At 41.5% G+C, this 18,052-nt stretch carries 22 protein-coding genes; 8 read left to right on the top strand and 14 right to left on the bottom strand.

Annotated elements, in window-relative coordinates; translation table 11 throughout:
* Positions 1–92: 92 nt before the first annotated feature.
* The 3 genes from GBI66_RS13820 to znuB are packed head-to-tail and all read left to right on the top strand — an operon-like array spanning position 93 to position 2,164.
* Positions 93–590, top strand: coding sequence for a transcriptional repressor (locus GBI66_RS13820; protein ID WP_004801969.1), 498 nt, complete (start codon positions 93–95; stop codon positions 588–590).
* The gene (gene znuC, locus GBI66_RS13815; protein WP_005186621.1) at positions 563–1,351 is read left to right on the top strand and encodes a zinc ABC transporter ATP-binding protein ZnuC; all 789 of its coding nucleotides are present in this window, start codon (positions 563–565) and stop codon (positions 1,349–1,351) included. Before GBI66_RS13820 ends, znuC begins: the two co-directional genes overlap by 28 nt.
* A gap of 3 nt (positions 1,352–1,354) precedes the next feature.
* Positions 1,355–2,164, top strand: a complete 810-nt coding sequence (gene znuB, locus GBI66_RS13810) for a zinc ABC transporter permease subunit ZnuB (RefSeq protein WP_004801966.1) — start codon at positions 1,355–1,357, stop codon at positions 2,162–2,164.
* A gap of 9 nt (positions 2,165–2,173) precedes the next feature.
* On the opposite strand, the gene GBI66_RS13805 is transcribed toward znuB, so the two are convergent.
* Positions 2,174–2,797 (bottom strand): LysE family transporter, encoded by a 624-nt coding sequence (locus GBI66_RS13805; RefSeq protein WP_151716514.1) that lies wholly within the window; start codon positions 2,795–2,797, stop codon positions 2,174–2,176.
* 156 nt (positions 2,798–2,953) lie between these two features.
* Between GBI66_RS13805 and GBI66_RS13800 the strand changes: the two genes are divergently transcribed.
* From GBI66_RS13800 to GBI66_RS13790, 3 genes are all read left to right on the top strand, one after another.
* Positions 2,954–3,874: a Dyp-type peroxidase gene (locus GBI66_RS13800; protein WP_151716513.1), complete on the top strand. Its 921-nt coding sequence runs from the start codon at positions 2,954–2,956 to the stop codon at positions 3,872–3,874.
* 172 nt (positions 3,875–4,046) lie between these two features.
* Positions 4,047–5,837: an arginine--tRNA ligase gene (argS, locus tag GBI66_RS13795; RefSeq protein ID WP_151716512.1), complete on the top strand. Its 1,791-nt coding sequence runs from the start codon at positions 4,047–4,049 to the stop codon at positions 5,835–5,837.
* A gap of 340 nt (positions 5,838–6,177) precedes the next feature.
* Positions 6,178–6,789 (top strand): SPOR domain-containing protein, encoded by a 612-nt coding sequence (locus tag GBI66_RS13790; RefSeq protein ID WP_151716511.1) that lies wholly within the window; start codon positions 6,178–6,180, stop codon positions 6,787–6,789.
* Between the two features lie 52 nt (positions 6,790–6,841).
* Here GBI66_RS13790 and GBI66_RS13785 read toward each other — a convergent pair whose 3' ends face one another.
* The 9 genes from GBI66_RS13785 to guaA all read right to left on the bottom strand — a co-directional run bounded on the left by GBI66_RS13785 (position 6,842) and on the right by guaA (position 13,309).
* The gene (locus GBI66_RS13785; RefSeq protein WP_151716510.1) at positions 6,842–7,495 is read right to left on the bottom strand and encodes a glutathione S-transferase; all 654 of its coding nucleotides are present in this window, start codon (positions 7,493–7,495) and stop codon (positions 6,842–6,844) included.
* 97 nt (positions 7,496–7,592) lie between these two features.
* A complete protein-coding gene (locus tag GBI66_RS13780) occupies positions 7,593–7,991 on the bottom strand; it encodes an OsmC family protein (RefSeq protein ID WP_151716509.1) in 399 nt (132 codons plus the stop codon).
* Positions 7,988–8,935 carry a pirin family protein gene (locus tag GBI66_RS13775; protein WP_005209912.1) on the bottom strand — a complete coding sequence of 316 codons (948 nt, stop codon included), beginning with the start codon at positions 8,933–8,935 and terminating at the stop codon, positions 7,988–7,990. The genes GBI66_RS13780 and GBI66_RS13775 overlap by 4 nt, the downstream gene beginning before the upstream one ends.
* Before the next feature lie 169 nt (positions 8,936–9,104).
* Positions 9,105–9,374: a DUF2798 domain-containing protein gene (locus tag GBI66_RS13770; protein ID WP_005186601.1), complete on the bottom strand. Its 270-nt coding sequence runs from the start codon at positions 9,372–9,374 to the stop codon at positions 9,105–9,107.
* Between the two features lie 51 nt (positions 9,375–9,425).
* Positions 9,426–9,722: a DUF3861 domain-containing protein gene (locus GBI66_RS13765; protein WP_151716508.1), complete on the bottom strand. Its 297-nt coding sequence runs from the start codon at positions 9,720–9,722 to the stop codon at positions 9,426–9,428.
* 20 nt (positions 9,723–9,742) lie between these two features.
* The gene (locus tag GBI66_RS13760) at positions 9,743–10,132 is read right to left on the bottom strand and encodes a Fur family transcriptional regulator (RefSeq protein ID WP_005186598.1); all 390 of its coding nucleotides are present in this window, start codon (positions 10,130–10,132) and stop codon (positions 9,743–9,745) included.
* A gap of 15 nt (positions 10,133–10,147) precedes the next feature.
* Complete coding sequence (locus GBI66_RS13755; RefSeq protein ID WP_151716507.1) at positions 10,148–10,675, bottom strand: PadR family transcriptional regulator; 528 nt, start codon at positions 10,673–10,675, stop codon at positions 10,148–10,150.
* 218 nt (positions 10,676–10,893) lie between these two features.
* Entirely contained in the window at positions 10,894–11,682 is a 789-nt protein-coding gene (locus GBI66_RS13750) for an ANT(3'')-II family aminoglycoside nucleotidyltransferase (RefSeq protein ID WP_308464065.1), read from the bottom strand.
* A 58-nt stretch (positions 11,683–11,740) separates the two neighbouring features.
* Positions 11,741–13,309: a glutamine-hydrolyzing GMP synthase gene (guaA, locus tag GBI66_RS13745; protein WP_005186595.1), complete on the bottom strand. Its 1,569-nt coding sequence runs from the start codon at positions 13,307–13,309 to the stop codon at positions 11,741–11,743.
* A gap of 445 nt (positions 13,310–13,754) precedes the next feature.
* Here guaA and GBI66_RS13740 point away from each other — a divergent pair, with 445 nt between their 5' ends.
* The gene (locus GBI66_RS13740; RefSeq protein ID WP_171067187.1) at positions 13,755–14,981 is read left to right on the top strand and encodes a DUF445 family protein; all 1,227 of its coding nucleotides are present in this window, start codon (positions 13,755–13,757) and stop codon (positions 14,979–14,981) included.
* Positions 14,982–15,031: 50 nt separating this feature from the next.
* Here the strand turns inward: GBI66_RS13740 and GBI66_RS13735 are convergent, their stop codons facing one another.
* Positions 15,032–15,403 (bottom strand): NirD/YgiW/YdeI family stress tolerance protein, encoded by a 372-nt coding sequence (locus tag GBI66_RS13735; protein ID WP_151716505.1) that lies wholly within the window; start codon positions 15,401–15,403, stop codon positions 15,032–15,034.
* A gap of 145 nt (positions 15,404–15,548) precedes the next feature.
* Positions 15,549–15,965: a DoxX family protein gene (locus tag GBI66_RS13730; RefSeq protein WP_005186591.1), complete on the bottom strand. Its 417-nt coding sequence runs from the start codon at positions 15,963–15,965 to the stop codon at positions 15,549–15,551.
* Between the two features lie 241 nt (positions 15,966–16,206).
* Here GBI66_RS13730 and GBI66_RS13725 point away from each other — a divergent pair, with 241 nt between their 5' ends.
* Complete coding sequence (locus GBI66_RS13725; RefSeq protein ID WP_151716504.1) at positions 16,207–16,845, top strand: DedA family protein; 639 nt, start codon at positions 16,207–16,209, stop codon at positions 16,843–16,845.
* 15 nt (positions 16,846–16,860) lie between these two features.
* Here GBI66_RS13725 and GBI66_RS13720 read toward each other — a convergent pair whose 3' ends face one another.
* Both GBI66_RS13720 and GBI66_RS13715 read right to left on the bottom strand, forming a co-directional pair.
* A complete protein-coding gene (locus tag GBI66_RS13720; RefSeq protein ID WP_005186582.1) occupies positions 16,861–17,451 on the bottom strand; it encodes a LysE family translocator in 591 nt (196 codons plus the stop codon).
* A 209-nt stretch (positions 17,452–17,660) separates the two neighbouring features.
* Positions 17,661–18,050, bottom strand: coding sequence for a hypothetical protein (locus GBI66_RS13715; protein ID WP_005186579.1), 390 nt, complete (start codon positions 18,048–18,050; stop codon positions 17,661–17,663).
* Positions 18,051–18,052: the final 2 nt, after the last annotated feature.

The following is an 18,052-nucleotide window of genomic DNA, read 5'->3' as shown; positions in this document are numbered from 1 at the left end:
CATGTTATGATAGCGGGGCTATTGCGACACTATTCAGACTCTTCATGTCAGTGAAAATTCAATAGGCTCTACAAAAACAATGAGGTCAATCTATGAGTTCTTGTTCACATGAACATGACAATGCTTTACATGGTGTTCACGGTCATCACGATATTAAAGCACGCCTTGCCGAAGCAGAAATTTTATGTACTGCGACTGGCGCTCGTCTGACACCTTTACGTAAAGAAGTCCTTGAACTCATTTTAAATGCATCTGCACCGATGGGTGCTTATGATTTATTGGCTAAAATTAAAGGCCAAGCAGACCGCCCTGCTGCGCCTCCTACGGTATACCGTACTTTAGACTTTTTATTAGAAAAAGGCTTAATCCACAGACTTACGTCTATTAATGCCTATATACCTTGCTGCCATCCACGTGAAGGTCATCAAGCGGCTTTTCTGATTTGTACGGAATGTCACTCTGTAAAAGAAGCATCAGCACAAGGTTTGATCCAGCAACTCGATCAACTTGCATCATCAGACCAGTTTTTAGCGCAACATAGCATTATTGAAATCTCTGGAAAATGTCATCAGTGCAGCACACGCCAGTAAGTCCTCCACTTATTCAACTGGAGAGTATCTCTGTTCGTCGTGATGAGCTGGATATTTTAAGAAATGTAGATTTTGCTTTGCAGGCAAAAGAAATTGTGACGTTGATTGGTCCCAATGGCGCAGGCAAATCTACATTAATCAAAGTGCTATTGGGTATCATGCCGCCGAATAAAGGCAAAGTTCACTTTTCTAAAAAATTAAAAATGGCCTATGTTCCGCAGAAGTTTAACCCTTCCGCGAGCCTCCCTTTACGTGTACAAGATTTACTTGATCTAGAAGTCTGCGAAAAGGCTTTACGCGAAGAGATTATTCGTGACACAGGCATTCAAAAATTACAGTCATCCAAAGTACAGCAACTCTCAGGTGGTGAACGTCAACGCGTTCTACTTGCACGTGCATTATTACGTCAACCAGATATTTTAGTACTGGATGAACCGATGCAAGGCTTGGATATTCAGTCCGAAGCTGAGCTTTATGAATATGTACGTAGTTTGCCTGAACGCTATGGCTGTGCTGTGTTGATGGTGTCACATGACCTACAATGGGTGATGCAAGGTACACATCGCGTGGTCTGCCTGAATAAACATATTTGCTGTAGTGGTTTGCCTGAAAGCATTCAACAGCATCCAGAATACCAAGCGATTTTTGGCACCCAACGTATGTTCTATCAGCATCATCACAATCACTGTGGTCATAGTGATCATGCCGAACCGTGTTCGCACGATCCACGCCCACATATTCACCCTGAGCCAAAGGTCTAAGCCATGATGGAATGGTTACAACTCCTCCTCCCTGCTTGGATCATGGGGTCATTACTGGTTTTTCTAACGGCTCCTCTCGGCTGCTTGATGCTTTGGCGCAGAATGTCTTTTTTTGCCGACACCATGGCACACGGCACCTTACTCGGTGTCGCAGTTGCAGGGATTCTGAATTTACCTTTTTGGCTGGGTGTCGCTTGCCTTGCACTGTTGTTGGTTGCTCTGCTGTGGGTTTTGCACGATTCACGCCTACCCAATGATGCATTACTCGCTTTAAGCTCTGCCACCCTACTCTGCTCTGGTCTGCTACTGATTCAGCAAGTACCAAGTTTGCGTCCTGAATTGCTTAGCTATTTATTCGGTGATTTACTCAGTATCGAATGGGCTGATTTACCGATGTTTGCCGTGGTGATCGCAGGTGCATTAATCGTACTCTATCGTTCGTGGTCAGCGCAGATTCAAATTGCGATTGATCCAGATATCGCCATGAGTGAAGGCGTGAGTGCCAACTGGCAACGTTTAATCTTCATGTTGTTATTAGCATTATTTACCGTATTGGCGTTACGTGCGGTCGGTTCATTATTGATGGGTGCTTTACTAGTGATTCCAGCCCTGAGTGCACGCTTATTGGCGCACTCACCAAAACAAATGGTGGTTTGGGCATTTGTGTTGGCACAGCTCGGTGTTACAGTTGGTCTATGGTCGAGTGCTGCACTGAATATCTCTACAGGCTTAAGTATTGTTCTGTGTATGGCACTTTGCTTTGCCGCCATTTTCATCACGCAAAAACTCAAAAGCCAAGCTCAATCTGCCTAAATCAGGCAGTCAGCTTGACTGTTGAATCGCACTTAATAAAAGTGCTGCACCACTAAACATCACCGCAAAACCACGATTTAAATATTTTTGCTGTGTTGGTGAGTGAAGCAGTCTCAATACTCTCGAAGCCAGTCCGGTATAGCCTGCCATGACAATCAGGTCGATCGTCACCATCGTGACTGCCATGATTAAGTATTGCGGCCATTGTGGTCGACTCAAATCCAGAAATTGCGGCAAAACAGCCAACAAAAATACAATCGCCTTAGGATTACTCATATTCACCACGAAGCCTTTCAATATTAAGGCGATCGCTGATTGAGGTTGTTCCTGTCGAATCTCAATCGCCTGAATCGGTGCAGTCCACTGCTTATACGCCAAATAGACCAAATAAGCGACGCCAAACCATTTCACCACCTGAAAAGCCCAAGGTGTGGTCGCAAACAGCACACCAACACCTGCTGCCACAATCAGGATTTGTATCAACAATGCCACTTGTAAACCAATGACATTCCAATAGCCATGTCGAAAGCCGTAGTTGAGGCCACTCGACATTGACGCAATTGCTCCTGCGCCTGGCGAGATGCTAATCACCCAGCACGCCAACATAAAAGCAAACCAAATCTGCAAAGACATAACAACAGCGTCGAACAATAAAAGGTGAATTATACTGTTTTATTGAATAGTTACGATGATTTTTTAGGCAATAAAATTTCTTAAATAAACTACTCAGCCCAACCAACATCAGGCACAATTATCGTTTTCCCCTTAAAAATAACTAAGGAGTTTTTAATGACTGCGCAATCTGTCATTCTTCCATTACCTTCTGACCACGCCCGCTTTATTCTTTTACGTTTAAAAGATTTAACCATTGCCGAATTAAAACAACAGATTGAAGCTCTCCTTTCAACACGTGACCGTTTGATCACGCAACACCCGAATGACCAGATTAAAACAGCCATCGCTTTTGGTCCCGAACTTTGGGCACAACTCAATTCGCAAACACCTGAAGGTTTTAAACAGCTCGATCCGCAACAGGGTGCGTTTAATATGCCAGTGGTGCCAGCGGATGTATTTATTCATCTTGCCAGTGCCCGTGCAGATATTTGTTTTGCCATGAGCCAAGCTTTTTTTAACGGCATTCAAGACAAAGTCGAAGTCCTAGATGAGCGTGCTTGTTTCCGTTTCTTTGATGGCCGTGATATGACAGGCTTTATTGATGGAACAGAGAATCCGCAATTTCCAGATGACCGTGCAGAAGCAGCATTACTACCAGAAACAGCAGGTGCCTTTGCCGATGGCAGCTTTATCTTTGCGCAACGTTATATTCATGATCTTGCAAAATGGCAAATGCTGAAAGTCGATGCGCAAGAACATGTGTTTGGCCGTACCAAACTTGAGTCAATTGAGTTGGATGATGATGTAAAACCAGAAAACTCACATGTGGCACGTACAGTCGTTGAAGACGATGGAGGTGAGGAAATGGAAATCTTGCGTCACAGCTTGCCTTACGGTGATGGCAAAGGCGAGCAAGGCTTATTCTTTGTCGCTTACACCAACAATTTAAGCATTATTGATGAGATGCTGAAACGTATGTTTGGCACCACAGGTGATGGCATTCATGATCGCTTACTGCATTTTACCACTGCGATTGATGGTGCTTATTACTTCGCGCCAAGCGATGAATTATTAGAACAGATTTTAGAAGATTAAAACCATCAGATGCTATGTTTTTCAATAGCATAGCATCTGCATTCACCCCAAGGTTTCAATCACTCAGAAAAGATTTATGTGAATATGTTAATTCCGCACAAATCCCACTCCCCTTAAGCCGATAAAATTTGCTATATTGGTCGTTTTTCCGCGACATTTATTTTCGGTAACTATGAATACGGCAATACAAGCAGCTCTCGATCATGCGGTACAAACCCTGCAACAACAAGGTGTACTTCCTTCAGATTGGACCAACACGAGCCATTTAACCCGTACCAAAGACCGAAGTCACGGAGACTTTGCTTCAAACATCGCCATGATCGGCTCAAAAGTTGCAGGCATGAAACCTCGCGATCTAGCTGAAAAAATCTTGGCAGCCCTGCCTGAAGTCGCTGACATTACTAAAGCTGAGATTGCAGGTCCTGGTTTTATTAACTTCTTTTTAAATGCTGACCAACGCTATGCTGTGCTCGACCAAATCCAAGCACAGAAAAGTGAATACGGTCGTAGCCAAGCCAACGCAGCTAAAAAGATCCAAGTCGAGTTTGTCTCAGCAAACCCAACGTCTAGTCTGCATGTCGGCCATGGTCGTGGCGCAGCGTATGGTATGACTGTTGCGAATCTATTAGAAGCAACAGGTGCAACCGTTGATCGCGAATACTATGTCAACGACGCAGGCCGTCAAATGGATATTTTGGCGACTTCAACTTATTTACGTTATTTAGAATTGACGGGTCAAGAGTTGGTCTTCCCTAAAAATGCCTACCAAGGCGATTACGTTAAAGAGATCGCTCAAGAAATTATTGATAAAGATGGCAATGCACACGTTCGTGCCGTTGCTGACATCTATAAAGATGTACCAGAAGACGTTCAATACGCAGAAGAACTTGATGCTGAAGGCAATAAAGTTGTGCTTTCTGGCGACAAAGAAAAACACATTGATGGTTTGATCGCAAACTCCCAACAACACTTGGGGGCGGACTACCGTGTTTTCCATCAAGCAGCATTACATGCCATCTTAGATGATATTAAAGATGACTTGGCTGACTTTGGCGTGACCTTTGACAAATGGTTCAGTGAAGACTCTTTAACTGACAAAATTGACGAAGCACTTGAGACTCTAGACCAACGTGGTTACCTCTATGAAAAAGAGGGCAACATCTGGTTTAAATCAACCGAATTTGGTGATGAAAAAGACCGTGTGGTTAAACGTCGTAATGGTCAAACCACTTACTTCGCCTCTGACATTGCTTATCACTTAAATAAATTACAACGCGGCTATACTGACCTGATTGATATTTGGGGTTCAGATCACCACGGTTATATTTCACGTGTCAAAGCTGCCATTGATGCAATGGGCTATGACTCGAAGAAATTGACTGTGCTTTTGGTTCAGTTTGTCAGCTTGTGGCGTGGCGGTGAGATGGTACAAATGTCATCTCGTTCAGGCCAGTTCGTGACGTTACGTGACTTACGTAAGGAAGTCGGCAATGATGCCGCACGTTTCTACTATGTGATGCGTAAATCTGAACAACACATCGACTTTGACTTAGACCTCGCGGTTTCGCAAAGCAAAGACAATGCGGTGTATTACATTCAATATGCCCATGCACGTATTTGTCGTATGTTAGAAAAAGCAGCCACTACAGGGATCAGTTTTGATGTTGTTGCAGCGCGCGAGCAAGCCAATCGTTTAGAACTTGATGCTGAAACAGAAATTCTGTCTAAGCTTGCTGCTTATCCTGATATTTTAGTCCGTGCGGCAAATGTCTATGAACCACACCAAATTGGTAACTATCTTAAAGAGTTAGCTGCCCTATTCCATGCTTGGTATAATGAGCATAAAGTTTTGGGTGATGATGTAGCACTTACACAAGCACGTTTATTGCTTTCAATCAATGTACAGCAAGTTTTACACAATGGCTTAGAATTACTCGGCGTATCCGCTCCTGAGACGATGTAATCAACAAAGCATCGCTTTGCACATCGTCGCAAGACGGAGGGCTATGCCCGAAGTAGCCATGTAATAAAGTGAAGCGAAGCTTCACACATGGCTGCAAGACCGAAAGCTATGCTTGAGGTGGGCTGAAAAAACAGCAAAGCAACGCTTTGCACATCGTCACAAGACCAAAGGCTCTGCCTAAGGTAAAACGGCAACCAGTAAATCAAAGCTTAAACACATGTAAACTTAAGCCGTGATTGTTTAACAATATGGTAAACAAAGCATTATTTTTAAACATAATGCTTTGTTTTTAAGTAGATTCAAGTTAAAACTAATCTAATAGGATCAAGAGGAATTTCTGGTGTTTGGAAAAACGCAACGTGGTGTATCTGAACGACCAAACAAGCCCAAAAAACCACTCATTCCGAAGTGGTTAGGAATGCTTGTCGCAATTCTCGCGATCCTATGTGCTGGCGTTATGCTCATGCTTTGGCAACCATGGCAGCCTGTTCCTACAAAAAATCAGGTAACCTCTGAACACTATGAAGAAGAAAACACCAATAAAGACTACCGTTTTTATGACTTACTTCCTCAACAGCAAGTGACACCCATTCCAGAACAAGCTGTACCTGAGGCCAAGCCTCAAGGCAATGTCGTGATTATTGAATCACCAAAGCCTGAAACGACAACAACCGAAGATCCCGCAAATACTGCATCAGGTGAACAAACCACTGCTCCAGCACATGCCACCTATATTCTGCAAGTACGTAGTTACCCAGATCCAGACAGTGCAGATGCACGTCGTGCAGAGATTATTCTGAATGGTTTATCTGCAGATGTAGTGAAAAGTGTTGAAAATGGCCAAACATGGTATCGCGTTTTCTCAGGACCCTATGACAGCCAAGAATCTGCGCTTGCAGCGCAACAGACCTTACAACATAGCGGCATTGATTCTATCGTGATTAAACGCTAACAAGATCGCATAAAAAAAGGGAACAATGTGTTCCCTTTTTTTATGCTCAAAATTATGCGCATTGAGAATGTAAAGTTCGTTGCTCAGCTCGTTGAAAGGCTGGACGTTGCTGTATACGCTGTACAAACGCCTGAATATTCGGATACTTACCATGTAAGCGGTTTTGGATGGCAATTAATGGAAATGCCATTTGAATATCGGCAAAAGAAAAATCTCCTGCAAAATAATCATGTTTTGCTAGATAATCTTCAAGATACAAAATATGTTCTTTCACCCGTGGACGGACAAAACTTGCCTTAACACCATCGGTAATTTTTTCCGCAATCGGACGAATCACCCAAGGCACATGTTTACTGACACTATTCATCACCAAGGTCATGACCAATAAAGGCATCAATGAACCTTCAGCATAGTGCATCCAATATGAATATTGACGTTGATCAGATACTTGTTGAGGTTTGAATTTGTTTTGAAGATCATACTGCTGCTGTAAATAATCTAGAATCACAGCAGATTCAACAATGACATCATCCCCATCGACCAAAATAGGTGCTTTACCGAGAGGGTGAATTTGTTTAAGGCTTTCTGGTGCTGCGTAACTGGCTGACCTTTGGTAATACTCAACTTGGCAATCCACACCAAGTTCTTCTAACGCCCACAATATGCGGAACGAACGTGAGCATTGTAGGTAATGTAAGGTAATCATTTTTGTGCCTGCTTTTTAGCTGCGTAACTATGGTTTTAATCCCTCTCACAGTTACGCTTAGAATTATGTTTTGCCCAAGCACAATAGCACTTTAGTCTTAAAGAATCATGGTGTGAATGTCTAAACTACGTAACAAAGTTTTAGTGACGGGCGTTTTGCTACACACATTAAGAAGTTTTTCTTGTAAATCTTGTGAAACAGGTTGTTTAAATATTACACGACGCTCGATGCGCTCCTGTTGCTCACGATTGGTATGAAAATCCACTTCAACAGAAAATTCACCTAAATCCATTTCCTTATGCTGCGCATACATACGTAAGGTAATCATGGTACATGAGGCCAAACTTGCAGTGAGGAAATCATATGGTGCTGGCCCTGTATCATGCCCACCAAATGCTTCAGGTTTATCGGTTAAAAACTGATGCGTACCACTACTCACCTCCCCCTTCCAAGGTTCAGCTAAAGTCTGGACTGTTGCGCTGGCGATAATACTCATTTCGACGCCCTCATTTGATCAGGTAATACCGGTGCTTCTAGACGTTTACCTTGATAATCTGGAATTTCCCCAAAACGTGCATCATGATTAATCCAGTCTTCACGTGCCTGTTTTAGACCTTCCATGGTACGGCCCACGAAATTCCACCATAACAGGATTGGAGATTCAAAGGGTTCACCACCAATTAACAACAACCGATGACCTTGCGTTAATTCGACTTCAATTTCAGTTAAACCTGTTTCCAACACCACCATATTGTCAGCATTGAGTTCATGACCATTGACGCGAGCCGTTCCCTCTAATGCCATGAAGGCATATTCAAATTTTGGATTCAAAGGAATGCGGGTTTTGGTATCGGCTTGTGCCGTTAAATCGACTCCGACCAAAGGTGTATGCACTTGCACAGGTGATGTTGTTTCCAAGAAATCACCGACCAGAACGGTAAACTCAACCTGATCCTTACTCACCACAGGTAATTCTGGATAGTGTTCAAATTTAGGGTCTATATTGAGCTTATCATCTGGCAAGGCAATCCATAGCTGTGCCGCATGCATTTTCGTTTCACTATCTGGCGCAACTTCGGTATGTGAAATTCCTCGACCAGCAGTCATCAAATTAACTTGCTTAGGGCGAATCAGTTGCTTTGAACCCAGACTATCCGTATGCATCATGGTGCCTTCAATCATCCATGTAAACGTCTGCAAACCAATATGTGGATGTGGCCCCACATCTAAGCCATCACCCGCAGGAAAACTGACAGGCCCAGCATGATCGAGGAAACACCATGCGCCGACCAAACGTTTTTGCCGGCTCGGCAAGGCACGCTTAATAATCGTTCCCCTACCAATTTCTGCCGAACGAATGGTGAATTCTTGAATAAATTGATTGATGTAAGTTTCGCAGTCTTTTGAATCAGAAATATCGTAGTCGTTATTATTGCTCATGATATTGCTCTCTTTTACCTATGCTATTGCAATGAGTTGATGTATTGATCTTAACAATACAATCATTCTTCAATATAGTCTTTTAGTAATACACAGAGTGTTATCAATGAGACAATCTCAGTTCCAGTGAAGTAAAAGCCCCGCCTTGAAAATATGAATCAATAAAAAGTTATTTAGGTTGCATATCAACAATTAAGCCTGTTAAACGGCGAACCAATGGCAGTAAAACCAGCACCAACGGATACGCAATCAGCCAAGAGAACATCCATGTCGCCAACCACTTGTTCAAAAATTCTGGAATAAAACCAAGGCTCATCCACATATTCACAAACGACAAGGATCCACTCATCAAAAAAGATAAAATCAACGGCAAAATCCAAGCCGCATACTTGGCTGGTAATTTAGTGATAAGGCGTGGTGTAACTTTCAATTCCTGCATCTTAAACGCGTTTCCATAAAATCATATTTAGTTGAGTTTGCAATTTCATCTCTACTTCTTCACTTGCTGTTTGAGATTTTTCATAAACTGACCGAACTGAGGGAGAAACTCTTTAAATAAAGGATGATCATTATTTTCCAACATCACTTCACTAAATAATTTCATACCCACTGCGAATGACTTGGTAGTTTGATCATCAAAAAAATCGGCTTTCTTCAAACGTTCCACAATCTCGAAAATATCATCATGATTGCCTGTATAAAACTCTAAACGCTCGGTATAAGTTGAGACTTGTCCCTTCGCATCTTTTAAATGTTGCACAGTGACATGGTATTGATGTTGTTTCATAACGTTCTCCATATGCTTTTTTAAGCACTTTCTTTAATTTCGACCTGCATCAAGTCAACTTGATATTGATTAAACACAACTTTCAATGACTGTAAAAATTGTGCTTGTTTTGCTGTAGTTAAATCTGCACAACGAATTTGTAGTAGTTGGATCTTAGACAAATTCGGAAGGTTAAATTTTGTCTCGGCACGATGAAATTGATAACTGGCAAGTAAACCTGCGACCACCAAATCACTAACCACACGATAGACCGTAGCCAAGCTTAATTGCTGTTTTTGCGAGTTAAGCTGCTGATAAATCTGCTTTACCGTAAGATCATCTGACTGTTGCGCCAATATGGACAATACCGCCATACGTGGATGAGTGACTCGTAGCCCTGCCTGTTTGATTTTCTGTTGTAGCTCTAACATCTTTTTTGCCCCAACTTATAAACGTCCAATCGCAATGGCCGCTTGATCAATTTTTTCAGCAATTTCATGAATTTGCTCTTGTTGTAAATCCGCGATATTCAGCTTTAAACGTAGTGCTGTTTTTAAATTTTCCATAGCACGATGAATATCAATCAACTGATCATTATTATGAATTTCACGTCTCAATCGCAGTTTTTGTAGTAATGCCGCCAGCATGTCTTGCTGCTCTTTTAAGTAAACTTCACCATATTCAGTCACCTGATATTGCTTACGTTCCACATCGAGCAACTGGATAAGATTCATTTCTTCCAATGCAGTCAGTGTTGGATAGATTGTTCCTGCACTTGGGGTATAACCATCACCTACAAGATCACTAATCTCTTTAATGATTTCATAACCGTGTTTAGGGTTCTGTTGAATCAAATGTAGCACCAGTAGTTTCATACGACCTGATTCAAATAAACGACCACGACGGCCTGAACGGTGATGCTCTCGATGCTGGATATCACGTTCGTGTTCGTGATGATCTGATACGTGTTTCATCTTTATTTTTCTCATATTGCTTACTTTACGCATATTAAGATATATCTTAATTAATCTTATAGCAAGTTAAGATATATCTTTAAATTTTAAGATTCTGATATTTAATGAATTATTTACTTTATAGGTATATTTTTAGAAAAGTTAAGTAATAAAAAAGAGCACCTAAGCGCTCTTTTTTAATATCGAACTTTAAATAAGACCAACTTTTTAAAATATTATTATTTGTTCAGGCCACCCTTCTTCTTAAGCTGTTCATCGATTCTTGAACTCAGGAAATCAACAATCGGCTGTAAAGCTTGATGCTCATCTTGCCAATTTTGCTTTGCAATCTTACCTTTATATTCTTGGATCATGCGTTGCAAAACGGGTTGATGCTGCGGTAGTAACTGAACCATCACCCAGTGTGCGGCCTGATCTTTAGGTGCAATCTCATTCGTCATCAAGCTAAAATAAATACGGCATAAGGCCAAAATCTGATTACGCTCATCGGCATCCTCATCCCAATGCGCCACAATCGAGGGATAGGTATCTGCCATCGCCTGCCAGAGTTGCGGCACAGGAATCTCAGCTGACCACTGTGAAAAACTTGGTCCGAACAAAGTACGATGATGCATTTGTGCTTTCTTCAGCAAAATACTCAAATCGGGGTCTGTATGTGCACGGAGCAAAGCACCTTGGCTTAATTCCTCCCGTAACCATTCCCCGAACTGTAGTTCGTAGCAGAGCGGATAACTGCCTGAAAGAATTTGATCTTTGCGTACAATGGTGACTTCAAGTGCACGCTGCGCAGCCCCAATCGGATATGAAATTTTTAATAAGGTTTCTGTCAGTTGCTGTCGTTGCTGAAATGTCAGTGCTTGAGTTATGACAACCAAAAGATCCAGATCACTTTCTGGACCTAGCCCGCCATCAACAGCTGATCCATACAGATAAATGGCAAACAGGGACTCACCCAAAAGCTGCTGTAAAAATCCTGTTAACTGCTCGAGTTGCAAGGTTTCGGACATGCTTGACCTCTTTCTCAATCGCATAAAAAAAGGCAGGATTTTCATCCTGCCCTTGGTCTTATTCCCACTCAATCGTTGCTGGTGGTTTAGATGACACGTCATACACAACACGTGAAACATCTTTAATTTCGTTCATGATACGGGTTGAGATTTTATCAACCAATTCGTATGGCAAGTGTGCAAAACGAGCTGTCATAAAGTCAACGGTTTCAACAGCACGAAGTGCAATCACCCATGCATAACGACGACCATCACCTACAACACCTACTGATTTCACAGGTTGGAATACCGCAAATGCTTGAGCAGTTTTGTCGTACCAACCACTTGCACGAAGCTCTTGCATAAAGATATCGTCAGCAAGACGAAGAATATCTGCATATTCTTTTTTCACTTCACCCAAAATACGCACGCCTAAACCTGGACCTGGGAATGGATGACGGTAAATCATGCTGTGTGGTAAACCAAGTGTTGTACCCAATTTACGCACTTCATCTTTGAACAAGTCACGTAATGGCTCAACCAATTCAAATTCTAAATCATCAGGTAAACCACCCACATTGTGGTGTGATTTAATTACGTGTGCTTTACCATTTTTAGTAGCAGCAGACTCGATTACGTCTGGGTAAATCGTACCTTGTGCCAAGAATTTCACACCATCAAGTTTACGTGCTTCTTCTGCAAATACTTCGATAAATTCACGACCAATGATTTTACGCTTTTTCTCAGGATCAACTTCACCAGCCAATGCAGATAAGAAACGCTGTTCAGCATCAGCACGGATCACACGAATACCCATGTTTTCTGCAAACATTTGCATCACTTGATCACCTTCGTTTAAACGAAGCAAACCATTATCTACAAATACGCAAGTTAACTGGTCGCCAATTGCCTTATGCAATAATGCAGCTACAACTGAAGAATCAACACCACCAGATAAACCAAGCAAGACTTTTTCATTGCCAATTTGTGCACGCAATTGCTCTACACGTAGGTCAATAATGTGTTCAGGTGTCCAAAGACCACGGCAACCACAAATCTGATGTACGAAGTTAGACAGTAATTCAGCACCTTTTGCAGTGTGAGTCACTTCTGGATGGAACTGAACACCATAGAAACGACGTGCTTCATCGCTCACAGCAGCGAATGGGCAGCTTGGCGTGCTTGCAGTGACTTGGAAACCTTCTGGAATTGCACTGACTTTATCGCCATGGCTCATCCATACATGAAGTTGGTCTTCGCGATCTTGTAACTTACCAATTAATTTATCACGTACAAGAATATCAACTTCGGCGTAGCCAAACTCATGCACTGTACCTGGCTCTACTTTACCGCCAAGTTGTTCAGACATGGTTTGTAAACCATAGCAAATACCCAATACTGGTACGCCTAATTCAAATACAACTTGCGGCGCGCGTGGGCTTCCTTCTTCATGTACGCTCTCAGGGCCACCTGACAAAATAATCCCGTTTGGATTAAACGCACGAATGTCTGCTTCAGACATATCGAATGCATACATTTCAGAATAGACACCCGCTTCACGTACACGACGTGCAATGAGCTGGCTATATTGAGAGCCGAAATCCAAAATAAGGATACGATCTTCAGTAATTTGAGTATTGGTCGTCATGGTTCATCTTAAAGGCAAATGAATTAAGCGCCACATTCTAACATTTTTCACGCTTTGACGCACCGCAATTCATCATCTATCTGATTTTTTAGTTAGGCTGACCAATAAACGCTGATATTTAAACTAAAATTTCACAATCCTGCCGCCAATAAGGAGAGTTAAATCAACAATTGTTGCCTATTCTGCTCAACACAAAACAAAAATTGGTGCTAAGATAATGAGTCGAAATGTGCATTGCCATGGAAAGGTATTCATTCGACAACATCGTTACCTTTTTATACGATTGTGATGACCTTATTCAAAGGAAAAATAAAGGGTAACTAAAAAATTTAAAGATATGGGTGCATCACCAATATCCAAAATATTTCACTATCATCATCTAGCGCTTGCCCGACCACGAGCAACAATTAGGACTTGAAGGACCAATAAAATAATGTTTCAAGAAATGATTGCGGATTTTCAACAGAATTTCTGGTTATACATCTCAATCCCATTTATCAGTGGCTTTATTGGTTATGTGACCAAAGTCATTGCCATTCAAATGATGTTTTCACCGCTTGAATTTAAAGGGTTGCGATTATTTGGTCTGCCACTTGGATGGCAAGGGATTGTTCCTCGCAAAGCAGAAAAAATGGCCACCACTGCGGTGGAGTTGATGACCTCTAAACTCATCAAACCTGAAGAAATTTTTGCCCGCCTCGACCCGAAACGTATTGCCCAAGAAATTGAAAAACCATTGATGGCAGCAGCTGAAGACATTACCCGAGAAGTTGCACAGCAATATCAGCCGGGCTTATGGGAAGGCATGCCTGAGTTTGCACGACAAAAACTGATTAAACGAGTTCAGGCGAAAGCGCCTGAAATTGTTGAACATATTATGAGTGAAGTACAAAAGGATGTGACCAAGTACTTCGATATCAAACATATGGTGGTCAACAACCTGCTCAAAGATAAACGCCTCCTCAACGAAATTTTTAAGAAAGTCGGCAAACAGGAATTCAAATTCTTTAGTAATGTCGGCTTTGTTTTTGGCTTCGCGATTGGTGTGGTGCAAATGTTGTGCTGGATCGTGACCCAAGGCAAATATCCATGGATGCTACCGATGTTTGGCGGCTTTGTCGGCTTCTTTAGCGACTGGATGGCTTTGCAAATGATGTTTAGACCTTTGTATCCGAAAAAGATTATGGGCTATACATGGCAGGGTTTATTCATTAAACGCCAAAATGAAGTTGCTGCGGATTATGCTGCGTTGATTTCCAAACAACTCTTGACCTCACGCAACATGATGGAAGAGCTTTTTTCAGGCACACATTCGGATAAAGTCATTGAGCTGGTCAGCCGTCAAGTCAAACAAGAAATTGATTTACAAGCTGGTATTGTTCGCCCATTAGTGGTTTATGCGATTGGTGGTGAAAAGTATCAGAACTTGAAAGCAGAAGTAGCTGAACGTATTTTAAAACAACTTCCAGACACGATGCGCTATGTTGAATCTTATGCAGAAGATGCGATGAATGTGCGGAATACATTAGTTGAGCGCATGCAGAAACTCAGCCCTGAAGAGTTTGAAGGTATGCTGCGTCCAGCCTTTAAAGAAGATGAGTGGTCATTGATTATTGTCGGTGCTGTGCTCGGTTTTCTGGTTGGGGAAATGCAAATTCACTTTATGCTCTAATCATTTCTATGATAAAAAAAGGAAGCTTAAGCTTCCTTTTTTTAATGGCATTATTTATGCAGATGCTTTTCAATTTTAATCACTTCAATATCTGTCGGTTTATAACGGTGCGTATCTACTTCACCGACCAAACGCACATGATCACCGACTTTTAGACCCGCTTGACGCCAGATATCATCATCAATTTCAATACCTATCGTACCGCTTTGATCTTTGAACTCATAATGATCACTTTGTAAATGCTTCGTGATTTGGCCTGTCAGTGTCACGCCCGTTTCATCTTTCAGTTTGGCAACTTGACTGACCGTAACTACATTCTTTGCAGCCTCTTGTACAATCACATGGTCATCTTTACCTGCCCATGTCAACGTAGACAATCCCGTTAAAACCACAATCCCACAACTTGCAATCATTCTTTTCATTTCATGTCCTATTTTGTTCTAACAACTTATAATCTAAACAGAAATAGTCGATGATGTCGGCTTAAGTTTGTAATCAAGCGTAATCTATGTAATGCATACATACGCTTAACCCCGCTGATTAAAGCGGGGTATTTTATTGCTATTGTTATTTTTCAATCAAATGATCGAGACTAAAACGACCTGCACCATAGAGCATTAATGCAAAGAAACCACCCGCCATTGCAAAGTTCTTCATAAAGTTAATGGCATCTTCTGCACCAGCATGGAAGATAAAGGCTGTAATAATACTAAAAAGCCCTAAACCCAAAGATGCAAAACGTGTTTGGAAACCGAATAGCAGCGCCAAACCACCACCAAATTCCATCAGAATCACCAATGGTAATAGAGCACCAGGAACGCCCATTGATTCCATATAGCCCGCTGTGCCAGCATAACCAACGATCTTGCCCCAACCTGCAACAAGAAAGATATAAGCCATTAATAAACGTGCAACTAAAATTACAACGTTTGATACACCAGATTGCGTTACGATATTTTTTACAACAACATTTGGATTAAACATGGTTGATTCCACACTGTTCGTTTTTTAACATAGTAGCAAGTTTATGTATCTTTACTTTTGCAATAAACACTAGTTTAGTTAACACATCGTTCCTTATTTGCAACAATAAAATTGTCTTTTCTGCTAAATCATTGTCTCCAATTTTCCATCTCTGAAAGTTACCAATTAATTTGCTTTTTATACTGACATTCTACAGATGCACTGCTAGGATTTAGCTCACATTTATAGTGTTAACATCTTCATGGAACTCATTGATTTTATTCTGCACGTTGACGAACACCTTTTAGAATTTATTACCAATTATGGCGTATGGATCTATGCCATATTATTCTTAATTATTTTTGTTGAAACTGGTTTAGTGGTGATGCCATTTTTACCGGGTGATAGCTTACTATTTGCTGCAGGTGCATTGGCTGCTTCAACAGGAGCCATGGATCCATGGGTATTGGGTGTTTTATTATTTATCGCTGCGGTTCTTGGTGACACCTTGAACTACCATATTGGTCGTTATATTGGCCCCCGTGTTTTTGAAACCAATTCTCGCTTTATCAATAAACAACATTTGATTAAGACCCAGCAGTTCTTTGAACGTCACGGTGGTAAAACCATTATTTTTGCCCGTTTTGTTCCTTTTGCACGTACTTTTGCCCCATTTGTTGCAGGTGCAGGGAGCATGAATTATAAATTCTTCCTTACCTATAACGTTGTTGGTGCATTTTGCTGGATTGCATCGTTCATCACGCTTGGTTATTTGTTCGGAAATATGCCAATCGTGAAAGATAATTTCACCCATTTAATTTTCGGTATCATTATTATCAGTATTTTACCGGGTGTGATTGGATTTATTCGTCAAAAGCTGAATAATCGTAAAGCACAATAAATCTAGGTTTGTTTTTTAAAACAACCGAAAGATCATTGGCAACATACAAATCAGCAATAACATCGCCGACCCTTTATATAAGTGGTCGGCTTTGATTCCAACCAAACTTCCCGCCAATAACGCACGCCCAAACAGCATCCAAAAGATACTCACGGGTATCAGGATCAAACTAAACACCGCAAATACCAGTGCAGCCTGCTCAATCGAATTCCATGTTTCGCTCGGGAAAATTCCTGAAGCCAATAGCACTGTTTTAGGATTTTTTAGGGTTGAGATAAATAACTGTCTTTTACGAATATGCTGGTGATGTTGATCATGTTTTTGTAGATGCGACCCTTTCCAAAGATGAAAGGCCATCCAAAGCACATAGAGCAAGCTTGCAGTATGTAAAATTGCGCCAATTGCTGGCCAAATCGGATCAAATAAATGAATAAAAAGTGCCCATAAACTAATGCCATACAGATAACCCAACCATTCAATTGGGATAAACGTTATCGTTTTAGGTACACCATGTTGATGTGTTGCACTGGCAAGCAAAGCATTGGTCGGACCTGGTATTAACAATACCGCCAACATCGCCAAAACAAAAAACCAACTCTCAATCATACACATACCGAACGACTATACATGGGCGCCACCTTAAACGAATTTAGGGCAAAAACACAAATTTTAGCAGTGTGGTTGAACAAGACAAATCAGCAACTTACGAGACTTTTTAACTCAATTATTTGATTTTTATCATTATATTTTGAAACATTTTGCTATAATTTAGTTAGTCATCGCCATTGCGAACAATGGCGATCAGTACACAAAATTTATGATTTTGGACGTTGCTTCACAATGATTGGGCAACCTTTGAATTTCGCTGCTTGTACAATTGCGTCTTGTTGTCCCAACACATTGGCAAGTTCAGTATTTTTGGTATTCATCGACTGTCCCATATTGACCGAGATCGATGGGCCAAAGCCCCAACCGCCTCTACCCCAGCCCCCACCAAGTCCAAGACCAACCCCTACACCAGTACGTTTTGGTGTTTGTACACCATTTTCGATATAAAGCTGAATACGGTTGTACTCGGCTTGCAACTGCTGGCAACCAAGGGCTTGATATTGTGTAGGCGACACGTAGGCAGGCTTAACCGTTGATGCACATGCACCCAATAACATGCTCGCTGCCAAAACAGGCATCCAATATAAGCGTTTCATAA

It is taken from the genome of Acinetobacter sp. TUM15071 (assembly GCF_008980925.1).
In the GTDB taxonomy this organism is placed as follows: Bacteria; Pseudomonadota; Gammaproteobacteria; order Pseudomonadales; family Moraxellaceae; genus Acinetobacter; species Acinetobacter dispersus.
The sequence above is the reverse complement of the archived record's forward strand: the minus strand, read 5'-3'. Positions and strand labels throughout refer to the sequence as shown.

Bases quoted from the DNA above. Each gene is read 5' to 3' on its own strand.
- GBI66_RS13820 (WP_004801969.1), top strand. From the start codon at position 93: ATGAGTTCTTGTTCACATGAACATGACAATGCTTTACATGGTGTTCAC.
- znuC (WP_005186621.1), top strand. From the start codon at position 563: ATGTCATCAGTGCAGCACACGCCAGTAAGTCCTCCACTTATTCAACTG.
- znuB (WP_004801966.1), top strand. From the start codon at position 1,355: ATGATGGAATGGTTACAACTCCTCCTCCCTGCTTGGATCATGGGGTCA.
- GBI66_RS13805 (WP_151716514.1), bottom strand. From the start codon at position 2,797: ATGTCTTTGCAGATTTGGTTTGCTTTTATGTTGGCGTGCTGGGTGATT.
- GBI66_RS13800 (WP_151716513.1), top strand. From the start codon at position 2,954: ATGACTGCGCAATCTGTCATTCTTCCATTACCTTCTGACCACGCCCGC.
- argS (WP_151716512.1), top strand. From the start codon at position 4,047: ATGAATACGGCAATACAAGCAGCTCTCGATCATGCGGTACAAACCCTG.
- GBI66_RS13785 (WP_151716510.1), bottom strand. From the start codon at position 7,495: ATGATTACCTTACATTACCTACAATGCTCACGTTCGTTCCGCATATTG.
- GBI66_RS13780 (WP_151716509.1), bottom strand. From the start codon at position 7,991: ATGAGTATTATCGCCAGCGCAACAGTCCAGACTTTAGCTGAACCTTGG.
- GBI66_RS13775 (WP_005209912.1), bottom strand. From the start codon at position 8,935: ATGAGCAATAATAACGACTACGATATTTCTGATTCAAAAGACTGCGAA.
- GBI66_RS13770 (WP_005186601.1), bottom strand. From the start codon at position 9,374: ATGCAGGAATTGAAAGTTACACCACGCCTTATCACTAAATTACCAGCC.
- GBI66_RS13765 (WP_151716508.1), bottom strand. From the start codon at position 9,722: ATGAAACAACATCAATACCATGTCACTGTGCAACATTTAAAAGATGCG.
- GBI66_RS13760 (WP_005186598.1), bottom strand. From the start codon at position 10,132: ATGTTAGAGCTACAACAGAAAATCAAACAGGCAGGGCTACGAGTCACT.
- GBI66_RS13755 (WP_151716507.1), bottom strand. From the start codon at position 10,675: ATGAAACACGTATCAGATCATCACGAACACGAACGTGATATCCAGCAT.
- GBI66_RS13750 (WP_308464065.1), bottom strand. From the start codon at position 11,682: ATGTCCGAAACCTTGCAACTCGAGCAGTTAACAGGATTTTTACAGCAG.
- guaA (WP_005186595.1), bottom strand. From the start codon at position 13,309: ATGACGACCAATACTCAAATTACTGAAGATCGTATCCTTATTTTGGAT.
- GBI66_RS13740 (WP_171067187.1), top strand. From the start codon at position 13,755: ATGATTGCGGATTTTCAACAGAATTTCTGGTTATACATCTCAATCCCA.
- GBI66_RS13735 (WP_151716505.1), bottom strand. From the start codon at position 15,403: ATGAAAAGAATGATTGCAAGTTGTGGGATTGTGGTTTTAACGGGATTG.
- GBI66_RS13730 (WP_005186591.1), bottom strand. From the start codon at position 15,965: ATGTTTAATCCAAATGTTGTTGTAAAAAATATCGTAACGCAATCTGGT.
- GBI66_RS13725 (WP_151716504.1), top strand. From the start codon at position 16,207: ATGGAACTCATTGATTTTATTCTGCACGTTGACGAACACCTTTTAGAA.
- GBI66_RS13720 (WP_005186582.1), bottom strand. From the start codon at position 17,451: ATGATTGAGAGTTGGTTTTTTGTTTTGGCGATGTTGGCGGTATTGTTA.
- GBI66_RS13715 (WP_005186579.1), bottom strand. From the start codon at position 18,050: ATGAAACGCTTATATTGGATGCCTGTTTTGGCAGCGAGCATGTTATTG.